Genomic DNA, 11,123 nt, shown 5'->3' with positions numbered 1-11,123 from the left:
GACAAGGACGGCAACGACACCTCGGCGCCTGAGGACACGAAGTTCACTCCGGGTGAGGGTGCTCCGGATGGTGTGAAGGTTGACGAGACCACTGGTGAGGTCACTGTTCCGGTGCCGGAGGGTGCAAACCCGGGTGACAAGATCACGGTTCCGGTGGATGTGACCTACCCGGATGGTTCGAAGGACACGGTTGATGTCACTGTCACCGTCGACGAGCCGGCAAAGACCCCGGATTGGAAGGACGCAACCACTACTCCGGGTGAGCCGGTCGAGATCGAGAAGGATCCGAACTCCGGTGAGTTCACGCCGGGTTCGACGGTGGAGGTCACTGAGGGCCCGGGCACCGCTGAGATTGATGACAGCGGCAAGATCACGGTGACTCCGTCTGAGGAGGCGAAGCCGGGCGACAAGATTGTCGTTGAGGTGAAGGATCCGGAGGGCAACGTCATCGACACCGTCACGGTGACGGTCACTGATCCGGATGCCACCCAGGCCGAGACCTTCGACCCGAACTACGAGGAGCTCACCCAGGTACCGGTCGACGGTGACAAGGCAACCAACAACCCGTTCGGCGAGGAAGATGCGCCGCTGAAGAACATCGATTCCAAGGCATCGGACGGCTCCCAGGATTGGGAGTTCCAGATGCAGGACAACGGTGTCATCGTGGCAACCGCACCGACGATGGCTGAGGTTGGCGAGGCTGTCGGCGAGCAGCTGCCGACCATTGACAAGAGCTGGGAGAAGTTCGTTGAGACCTTCACCCCGTACGCTCGCCCGACCGTGACGGTGGACTTCACCTACGAGGATGACTCGAAGGACGAAGGCGTCGACGCGAACTTCGACCTGCTTGGCAAGGACGGCAAGTCCCTGCTGGATCCAGACGGTGACTTCGACGACGACGGCCACACCAACAAGGACGAGATCGAGAAGGGCACTAACCCGGCCGACGACAAGTCCAAACCGTCTGAGGGCGACGACGTCAAGGACACCACTCCGCCGACGGTGAACCCGATCAAGCCGGGTGACAAGACCATCACCGGTACGGGTGATCGTCCGAACGAGGACATCATCGTTGAGCTGCCGGGTGGTCAGAAGGTTGAGACCACGACCGATGAGGACGGCAAGTGGAAAATTGATGTCCCGGCCGACGTTGAGCTGAAGCCGGGCGACAAGGTCATCGTCTCCGATGGTGCGGGCAACAAGTCTGAGACCACCGTCGAGGCGGGCGAGGTTAAGGACACCACTCCGCCGACCGTGAACCCGATCAAGCCGGGTGATAAGACCATCTCCGGTACGGGTGATCGTCCGAACGAGGAGATCATTGTTGAGCTGCCGGGTGGTCAGAAGGTTGAGACCACCACCGATAAGGACGGCAAGTGGACCGTGAAGGTTCCGGCTGGTGTTGAGCTCAAGCCGGGCGACAAGGTCATCGTCTCCGACGGCGACGGCAACAAGGCCACTGCCCAGGTTGGTATCGACACTGGTAAGTGTGTTGCGACTTCCCTCGGCTTCGGTCTGCCACTGCTCGCGCTGATCCCGCTGGGTCTGGCGTCGCAGATGGAGATTCCGGGTCTGTCCAACGTTGTGGCTGACGCGAACGCTCAGCTGCAGGCTGCGAACACCCGCATCCAGCAGCAGCTGGGTCTGTTCAACCCGGAGATTGCCGCGCAGGTTGATGCGGCGAACCGTCAGCTGGCGCAGTTCGGCACTGACATCGGCACCGTTGCCGGTGGTCTGGCGCTGATCGCGGCCGGCATCCTGGCTGGCACCCTGATCTATGACAACTGCTCCCCGAATGGTGGCGGCAGCTCTGTGAAGGATCTGGAGCTGAAGGGTTCTTCCGGTAAGACCTACGCTGGTTCTTCGAAGAAGGAGGACAAGGCTGGCGAGAAGGCTGCTGACAAGAAGTAGTAGTTTCGCGTAGCCCGGCTAAGTAGACCCTGTTCTCCCTTTATGGGAGGGCAGGGGCTACTGCTTTATGCGACGCCTGGTACCGATGTCGACGGCCCGATCACGGTCACCGACCCGAACCTGCCCAACGGCGCAGTCGAGGCCGAGGTGCCGGTGGACGGCCACGAAAAGAACCGTGACGACAACGATTCCGACACCGCGTCCGTGACCACCCCGGACGTCTCGGCGGACGGCAACGCGCACGTTGTCGGCCGCGTGGACAACCCGGACAAGGACGGCGGCTACACCGGCAAGCTCGTGGACCGCTCCGGCAAGGAGATCGAGGGCGGCGTCGTCGAGATTGACCCGGAGACCGGCGAGATCAAGGTGACCGTGCCGGCCGGCACCGACCCGCGCGAGGCCTTCGTGGCCGTGCGCGACAAGGACGGCAAACGCGTCACCGACAAGGACGGCTACGACCTGCGCGTCAACATCGTCGCCCCGAACTACGGCGACGCCACCGCTGTGAAGCCGGGCGAGAAGGGCACGTCCAAGGATCCGTTCGCGGGCCAGGACCTCACCGCCGCAGTGGTGGGCGCCGAGGTCGAAGGCTCCAAGGGCGCGGACAACTGGAGCTTTACTATCGACGGCACCTCCGGCGTGATCACCGGCCAGGCCCCGACGAACGAGCAGCTCCAGGGCACCTTCACCGAGAAGTTCCCGAACGGCAAGACCACCTGGGACGACTTTGTGAAGCAGTTCGACGGCATCGCCAACCCGTCCGCGACCGGCACCATCACGCTTGACGGCGTGAAGGACCCGCTGACCGGCGAGGCGAAGTTCGAGCTGGTGGGCCAGGACGGCCGCTCCATCCTGGACCCGAACGGCGACTTCGACGGCGACGGCGTGTCCAACCGCGACGAGATCGAGGGCAAGTCCGACCCGTTCGACGCGGACTCCACGCCGTCCGAGGGCCAGGATGCGCCGGAGAAGCCGGCTCCGGAGCCGGAGAAGCCGGGCCTGACCGACGACGAGCGCAAGCGCTGCATCGCCACCTCCGTCGGCTTCGGTCTGCCGCTGCTGGCGCTGATCCCGATCGGCCTGGCCACCCAGACCGCCATCCCGGGCCTGAGCCCTGTGGTGGAGCAGTACTCCGAGCAGATCCGCCTGGCCAACGCCCGGATCCAGCAGGAGCTGGGCGTGTTCAATCCGGAGATTGCGCTGCAGGTCGAGGTGATTAACAAGCAGCTGCGCCAGTTCGGCCTGGACGTGGCAACCGTGGGCGCAGGCCTCGCACTGATCGCCGCCGGCATCCTCACCGGCACGGTCATCTACGACAACTGCACCCCCGGCGGCATTGGCAGCTCCGTGCAGGACCTCGAGCTGAAGGGCTCCACCGGCAAGACCTACGCCGGTTCTTCCGAGAAGAAGTAACCGAGTAGGGCCCGGTCCCTAGCCGAGCCGAGCCGAGCGCCCCCGCTTCCCGCACTGGGAGGCGGGGGCGCTTCGCCGTTGGGGTGCGCCGCAGTTCCTCGCCCCGATCCGTGTGATCACTTTTAATGATCGATCATTATTTGTGAAGTATGCTGCTCAACATGGATATGAGGCATCGTATTAACGAAGCTTTAGAGCGTCAGAGACTGCCGTTGAGTATTTCCAAGCTGAGAACCTTCCCCTGTGAAGGTGGCCAGTGTGGACATGCGCTCGTCGCGGTTGATACGGAAGGTGGTTCGTCGACCTTTGAATTGCCCGTATTTGTGACGACGGGCGGATTTAGTCCACGGCAGCAGCCTCGCCTGGAGCGAGACGGGTTTATGGTGCTTGCGGAGAAGATCCAGCCGTCCGTTGCAGAACGCCTAAGGCGTTCGGGAACTGCTTTCGCCGATGTCCGAGGGAATTGTTTTTTTCGGGAAGGGCAGGTGGTGATCGATGTTCGTGGGCGCACTGAAATGCCGGACCGAAAGAAGACAGCAAACCGGTCCACACGTGCGGTAAATCTGTTTGCACCCAAGCGTGCGCAGGTGGCCGCGCTCATATTGTCCTATCCGGAAGTGTTGTCGATGTCAGTGCGGGATATTGCAAAGGCATCCGGAGTCTCTTTCGGAACCACTGTCAACGCTTTGAATCTCTTTGCGGAAACTGGGTACTTGGTCGCACGCGGTTCCGAGTTTGCCCTCGCCGGTCATCGGTTCGACGCTTTTGCAGAGTCGTGGGCTGACGCATTCCCGGCTGGGTTAGGAAAGAATATCGAGATCTACCGCGGGTTCGGCGATATTCATCGTTTGAAGGAAGAGTTTGGTGGTGTCTGGGTAAGCGGCGAGGCGGCGGTGCCGGAACTGGTTCGCGGCGGAGAATCAGTGCAGCTGTACCTCGAAGACCCGGATGACGCTGCACGAATCATACGTGCATGCAGGATCCGTTCTTCCCCGGAAGGCACTATTACGCTACGACAGGCATTCTGGGATCTTGATGTAGTCCAGCAGCAAGCGTTAGTAGTGTCGCAAGAATCCGCTAGTTTAGGTGGGCGGCCTCAGGTTCCGCTTGCGCTGCTGTATGCGGATCTGTGGACAGCGGGGGATCCGCGTTTGGCTGAAATTGCTCAGGAGATTCGGCAGCGCATGAACGATCGGGGGAACTGGTGACGAAGTTTGAAGACGCAGAGTTGTGCGTCTTGTTTGAAGAACTGAACGAACATGTCGATTTAGAAGCCGTGATGCTCATTGGTGCTAAATGTCGTGACATACACCAGCTGAGGTACCGCGACACTTTGCCGGCGAGAACTACCGAGGATGTGGATCTCGCTCTCGCCGTAGATGGATGGAAGCCGTTTGAAACATTGCGGGAACTCTTTCCGTCTAAGTCGAATGCCTGGCAGAAGCTCACCATTGGTTCTCTTCCAGTTGATGTTGTTCCCTTTGGGACTGTAGAACGCCCGCCAGGGACGGTTGCGTCGGGGAAAGGATGGGAGATGAACGTTGCCGGATTCCAAGAGGTTTTTGACGCTCGGGTATTCTTTCCTCTTTCCAACGGTATGAAGATTGGTATTCCGACCGTGCCTGGGTTTGCCGCGTTGAAGCTTCACGCCTGGTTGGACAGGCATTCAGGTGGGGTCTTCAAAGATGCGACTGACTTAGCTTTAGTGCTTGCTTGGTATGAAGCTGAGGATGAATTTCTCTGGGACAATTTCGACGAGGTAGAAGATGAAGATCTAATCGGCGAAACGGACCGAATGGCGGCAGCTGTACTGGGGCGCAAGGTCCGGCAGCTGCTCGGTCCATCCGCTGCGGCGTTTTTGGCAGATCGGTTTGAGGAAGAGACGAATAGCGAGCTGGATAGATTCGCAGAAAACTTGACGGTGCAGGGCGAGCGCCCCCTCCCGTTCCGCCGGCGTCGACAGCAGGTGTCTGACCTTGTGGGAGCGTTGACGCCGGCTCAGGACTAGAGGGGTATTTACCCAGCTCACGCGTTTGCGTACCAGCCTGCATCCATAACTGTGGGATAATTCGTTCCCATGACTGTTCCGCACTCTGCAGAGCACCCCACCGACCACTCCGCCGACGACACGGGTGCTATCCCCACCGTCCCCGCCGCGCCCGCTACCCGCGAGGAACCGGCGGAGATGCCGCGCCGCGCGCTGATCCTGGGCGAGTCCGCGATGGCGCTGGACCTGGAGCAGGCCTACAAGCGCATGGGCTTTGACACCCGCGTCGGCGCCGCGAGCATTGCGGAGGTGTTTTACCCGGGGATCATCGTCACCTCCGGCGACGCGGAGGACACGATCGAGACGGTCCAGGAGATCTCGGAGCGCGTCGGTGCTGTGGTGGCGCCGTCGGTGGAGGCGTGCCGCCACACCGCGGACCGCATGGCGGTGCGCAAGCAGGCCAACGAGGAGCTGGGCCTCCCCGTCCTGGATTACGAGTTCGCCGCGACTCCGCAGGAGATGCACGACGCGGTGGAGCGCATCGGCTACCCGTGCGTGGTCAAGGCGCCGACCAGCAAGGACGGCGAGGGGTTCAGCTTCGTGCACAGCGACGCGGACCTCGCGGACGCGTGGCGCGCCGCCGATCGGGGCCTGGGGCAGGGCGCGGTGGTGGAGCGCTTCATCGACTTCGATTTCGAGGTCACCATTCTTGCGGCCCGCTCGATTGACCCGAGCACGGGCGAGTTGGCCACGTGGTTCTGCGAGCCGATTGGCACCCGCCACAGGGAAGGCCGGCTCGTCGAAAGTTGGCAGCCCGCGCCGCTGCCTGAGGCGGCGATGGATAACGCCCGCTCGATCGCGGCGCGCATCACCGGCGCGCTGGCCAGCTGCGGCATCTTCTCGGTGGAGATGTTCGTCTCGGGCGACGACGTGTACTTCTCCCAGGTCACACCGCGCCCGAGCCGCGACGGCCTGGTCACATTTGTTACCCAGCGCATCAACCAGTTCGACCTGCAGGCACACGCCACGCAGCGGCTGCCCATTGATTCGACGCTGATCAGCCCGGGCGCGGTGCGCTTCTTGGAGGGCCACCCGTCGCAGGCCGCGCTCGCTGCGGCCATGGCGGTCGAGGAGGTCACGGTGCGAATGCTTGGCGACGGCACCCTGGTCCTCGCCACGGCCGATTCCGCCGCGGAGGCCCGCCAGCGCACCGATGAGGCCGTCCGGGAGATCTACAACGTCGACGGCAAACCCGGCGAGAATTAGATCACACCATTCAGTTCGTCTTGGCGGGGGTCGCACCGGTAAACTGTTGCATGTTTGCCCACGACGAAAGGTGAAGCCATGTCTCAACGCCAATCATTGCTGGTAACCCTCGCAAACCGCACCTTCGACGGACTGGATCTGCAGCAGCTTGCCAGCCGTTTGGAGCTGCCCCTGGTGCGACTTTCGGGTGACAGCGTGGCAGAAATCTTCAACTCCGAGCAGATCAGCGAGGAGCCGGCCCTGTACGCGGGCACCGGCGACTACAACTTCGACGCTCAGCTCGCCGCAGCCCTCGGCGCCCCGGTGCTGCTCGCCGCAGGCGACGAAACGGCGGCCAAGCTCGCTGAGGCGAGGATTGGGGAGTTGGGGGCGACCGTGGCGTCGATAAGCAATGGCGATTTTGACAACGTTGAGCCCGTCGACGCCCGGCAGGTGATGAGCCCCGTGGTGTTCGAGCGCCAGCTGATTGAGCAGGCGAAGGCCGACCGCAAGCACGTGGTGCTGCCGGAGGGCGAGGACGACCGCATTCTGCAGGCCGCTGACCAGCTGCTCAAGCAGGGTGTGGCCGAGCTGACCATCCTCGGCGACGTGGACGACATGAACCGCCGCGCGGCCGACCTGGGGCTGGACCTGTCCGGCGCGCACCTGGTCAACCACCTCGAATCCGAGCTGGCCGAGGAGTTCGCCGCCGAGTTCGCGGAGCTGCGCAAGAAGAAGGGCGTGACCATCGAAGAGGCGCGCGAGACCATGAAGGACGTGTCCTACTTCGGCACCATGATGGTGCACAAGGGGCTTGCCGACGGCATGGTCTCCGGCGCCGCGCACACCACCGCGCACACGATTAAGCCGTCGTTCCAGATCATCAAGACCGCCCCGGGCGCGTCCGTGGTGTCCTCGGTCTTTCTCATGGTCATGCAGGACCGCCTGTGGGCGTTCGGCGATTGCGCCGTGAACCCGAACCCGACCGCGGAGCAGGTCGGCGAGATCGCCGCTGTGTCGGCTCAGACCGCCGCGCAGTTCGGCATCGACCCGAAGGTGGCCATCCTGTCCTACTCCACCGGCACCTCCGGCTCCGGCCCGGACGTGGACCGCGCCGTGGAGGCAACCGCGAAGGCCAAGGAGCTCGCGCCGGATGTGGCCATCGACGGCCCGCTGCAGTTCGACGCCGCCTGCGACCCGGGCGTTGGCGCGAAGAAGGCGCCGGATTCCCCGGTCGCCGGCCAGGCCAACGTGTTCATCTTCCCCGACCTGGAGGCGGGCAACGCGGGCTACAAGATCGCCCAGCGCACCGGCGGCGCGCTCGCTGTCGGCCCGGTGCTGCAGGGCCTGAACAAGCCGGTCAACGACCTGTCCCGCGGCGCGACCGTGCCGGACATTGTCAACACTGTGGCCATCACGGCGATCCAGGCGGGAGCGAAGTAAATGTCCTACGTACTCGTTATTAACTCCGGTTCCTCCTCCATCAAGTTCCAGATCGTCGACCCGACCTCGGACGCGTCCGCGGACCCGTTCGTCTCCGGCCTGGTCGAGCAGATCGGCGAACCGCAGGGCCGCATCACCATCAAGTACGAAGGCCAGAAGTTCGTCGTGCAGAAGGCCGTGCCCACCCATGCTGACGGCCTTCAGGAAACCTTCAAGCTTCTCGACGCCAAAGGCATCGGCCCGACGCAACTCGACATCGTCGCCGCAGGCCACCGCGTCGTGCACGGCGGCATGGTCTTCTCCGAGCCGGAGCTGATCCTGGACCCGGTGGTGGACATGATCCGCGACCTGATCCCGCTGGCGCCGCTGCACAACCCGGCCAACATCGACGGCATCGAGGTTGCCCGCGCCCTGCTGCCGGACATCCCGCACGTGGCGGTGTTCGACACCGGCTTCTTCCGCGACCTGCCCCCGGCCGCCGCGCTGTACGCGATCAACGCCGAGGTGGCGGAGCGGAACCTGATCCGCCGCTACGGCTTCCACGGCACCTCCCACGAGTTCGTCTCCTCCCAGGTGCCGGAGCTGATCGGCCGCGACCCGAACCACACCCGCCAGATCGTGCTGCACCTGGGCAACGGCGCCTCCGCGTCAGCCGTGGCCAACGGGCACCCGATTGACACCTCGATGGGCCTGACCCCGCTGGCCGGCCTGGCCATGGGCACCCGCTCCGGCGACATCGACCCCGGCATCATTTTCCACCTGGTGCGCCAGGGCGGCATGTCCATCGACGAGATCGACAACCTGCTCAACCGCCAGTCCGGCGTGAAGGGCCTGTCCGGCGTCAACGACTTCCGCGAGCTGCGCGCCATGATCGAGGAAGAAAACGAAAACGCCTGGCTGGCCTACATGGTCTACCTGAACCAGCTGCGCCGCTTCATCGGTTCCTACATGATCGCCCTGGGGCGCGTGGACGCCATCACGTTCACCGCCGGCGTCGGCGAGAACGACCAGCACGTGCGCATGGACGCCCTGGACAACCTGAAGATGTACGGCATCGAAGTCGACCCGGAGAAGAACGCCCTGCCCAACGACGGCCCGCGCATCATCTCCACCGACGACTCCAAGGTGAAGGTCCTTGTCGTGCCCACCAACGAGGAGCTCGCCATCGCGCGGAAGGCCGCCGCCGTGGCCGCCCGCGTGGGGTAGTTCTTCGCTGGGTGTTTCCTGGGTGGTTTCAGCCCCGGTGCCAGGTCGCGAGACCTGGTGCCGGGGCTTTCTGCTGCGCCTGTTGCGTGATCGTCTAGCAGCGTGTGGAGAGTGCTAGACGATCAGCCTGATACTGAAACTCAATGCCATCATCACCTGGGGAAATGCGGAGCCGCTTTGCGGATCGTCTAGCAGGTCGTGCGGTGCTGCTAGACGATCAGCGATCTGGGTGTTGGTGGTGCCGGTTGCCCAGAAATTGCAACTAGCAGATCAAGCGTCCAAGTTTGTGTTGCTCCAGGTGATATTGAAAAGCGGGTTCGGTAGTGGGTTGATCTACTAGTGCCTGCATTGACCGTGTCCCGCTCAAACATATGATGATTCCGGGCGTTGTGATGGATTGCACAAAAACTTTCGGGGTCTCGGGCGTGGCAGGGCAGAGGGTTGCGCTGACCTCTGTCGGAGTGCCTTGCGGGCCTACAATCCATAATTGTGTTGTCTTCATGGGTTTGCGGGCTATAGATTTACGGGTGCAGAAAACCGTATTGTTGGCTGTTGATTGAGTCGGCAATAGATGAAAGCTTCAGAAAAGGGGTCTTGCAATGACTACAAAGCATGACCGCGCATTTGCGCGACGACGTGGGACGTCGGTAGCCGCGTGCGCGCTCGGCCTGTCGCTTGTGGTGACGGGCGTCCAGCCGGTTGCAGCCCCGCAGACCGCGTCGCAGGCGTCGGCGCAGCTTTTAAAGCGGACCGACGCACAAAAGTCGTTTGTGAAGTACCCGGACTCCACCACGGTGAAATACGGTGAAGAGACCAAGGTCAGCCCAAACACGAATCGTTTAACCGTCTACCCGCCGACCAAGTACGCCCTCGCTGATGGTGTGAACCCAGGCTGGGGTGCAAAGATCGACTCGACAACGGGTGAAATTTCAATCACGCCAGATTCGAATGCCGAGCTCCCAGAGACCGACACGATCAATGTGGAGTTCACTTTCCAGGACAAATCCACCAAGTTTGTTGAGGCCCCGATTAGCTTGCAGCCCGACCCGGTGTACGTCGACCAGAGCGACAAGGTGTTCTGGACTGGAAAGCAAATCAACACTATCGACATTCGTGTGAATAAGGCGCCTGGAAAGTCGGGGCTGACTATCGATGAGTCGACCCTGCCGGCAGGCATCACCGCCACGCAGCGCAACTTCGGCAACATCAAGCACATTTTCCTGAAGGGGGCCCCGACAAAAACCGGCACCTTTGACGTGAAAACCCAGTTGGTACAGGATGGCAACGTCATACAAGGCGCCAACGGCCCACTTGAGCAGACCTTCACCATCACTGTCAACGATTCCGCTGGCCTGCCCGCTCCGGTCGAAGAAGACTTTGTTGCGGATCCGAAACCGGTTGAGGCTGGCCAGCTCGTTGACATCACCATCCCGACGGAGAATGTTTCCTCTGTTGAGGTGACCAACCTCCCGGACGGTGTCACCTACGATTCTGAGAACAGCAAGATCACCGGGAAGCCGACCACCCCGGGTGACTACGAGGCCGATGTCGAGATCATCACCAACGATGCCAAGGTGAAGCGCGACAAGATTGCCATCAAGGTCGCAGAGGAAGGCAGCCTATCGACGAGCGAAGCCTCTCCCACCAACACCGAAGCCCCCGCCCCCGGGGAGACCACGTCCGAGGAACCCACCCCGGCGGAGCCGACCAATGGTGCAACGACCCCGGCTACCACCACGAAGCCGTCGACGCCGGGTTCTTCTGAGCCGAGCACCGCGCAGCCGACTTCGGCAACCCCAACTTCGGGCAAGCCGACTTCCACTGCGAAGCCGACGTCGGACAACAAGCCGACTGCTGGCCAGCCGACGTCTGGCCAGGGAACGTCCGCGCAGCCCACAACGTCGGCTCCGAAGCCGAC

At 62.6% G+C, this 11,123-nt stretch carries 8 protein-coding genes; all 8 read left to right on the top strand.

Features of this window, described 5'->3' with window-relative positions:
- A partial coding sequence (locus O5O53_RS08755) for a YPDG domain-containing protein (protein WP_269511393.1) occupies positions 1-1,911 on the top strand: 1,911 nt, incomplete at its 5' end.
- 42 nt (positions 1,912-1,953) lie between these two features.
- Entirely contained in the window at positions 1,954-3,324 is a 1,371-nt protein-coding gene (locus O5O53_RS08750) for a hypothetical protein (RefSeq protein WP_269511391.1), read from the top strand.
- A gap of 149 nt (positions 3,325-3,473) precedes the next feature.
- Positions 3,474-4,532: a type IV toxin-antitoxin system AbiEi family antitoxin gene (locus tag O5O53_RS08745; protein WP_269511388.1), complete on the top strand. Its 1,059-nt coding sequence runs from the start codon at positions 3,474-3,476 to the stop codon at positions 4,530-4,532.
- Positions 4,529-5,332 carry a hypothetical protein gene (locus O5O53_RS08740; RefSeq protein WP_269511386.1) on the top strand — a complete coding sequence of 268 codons (804 nt, stop codon included), beginning with the start codon at positions 4,529-4,531 and terminating at the stop codon, positions 5,330-5,332. Before O5O53_RS08745 ends, O5O53_RS08740 begins: the two co-directional genes overlap by 4 nt.
- Before the next feature lie 69 nt (positions 5,333-5,401).
- Positions 5,402-6,577: an ATP-grasp domain-containing protein gene (locus O5O53_RS08735; protein WP_269511384.1), complete on the top strand. Its 1,176-nt coding sequence runs from the start codon at positions 5,402-5,404 to the stop codon at positions 6,575-6,577.
- A 78-nt stretch (positions 6,578-6,655) separates the two neighbouring features.
- A complete protein-coding gene (pta, locus tag O5O53_RS08730) occupies positions 6,656-7,999 on the top strand; it encodes a phosphate acetyltransferase (protein ID WP_269511382.1) in 1,344 nt (447 codons plus the stop codon).
- A complete protein-coding gene (locus tag O5O53_RS08725; protein ID WP_269511380.1) occupies positions 8,000-9,205 on the top strand; it encodes an acetate kinase in 1,206 nt (401 codons plus the stop codon). It abuts the gene before it with no gap.
- A gap of 770 nt (positions 9,206-9,975) precedes the next feature.
- The coding region (locus O5O53_RS08720) for a Rib/alpha-like domain-containing protein (protein WP_269511378.1) at positions 9,976-11,123 on the top strand (1,148 nt) is incomplete at its 3' end.

The sequence above is a fragment of the Corynebacterium faecium genome (assembly GCF_027257105.1).
GTDB classification, from domain to species: Bacteria; Actinomycetota; Actinomycetes; order Mycobacteriales; family Mycobacteriaceae; genus Corynebacterium; species Corynebacterium lehmanniae.
The sequence above is the reverse complement of the archived record's forward strand: the minus strand, read 5'-3'. Positions and strand labels throughout refer to the sequence as shown.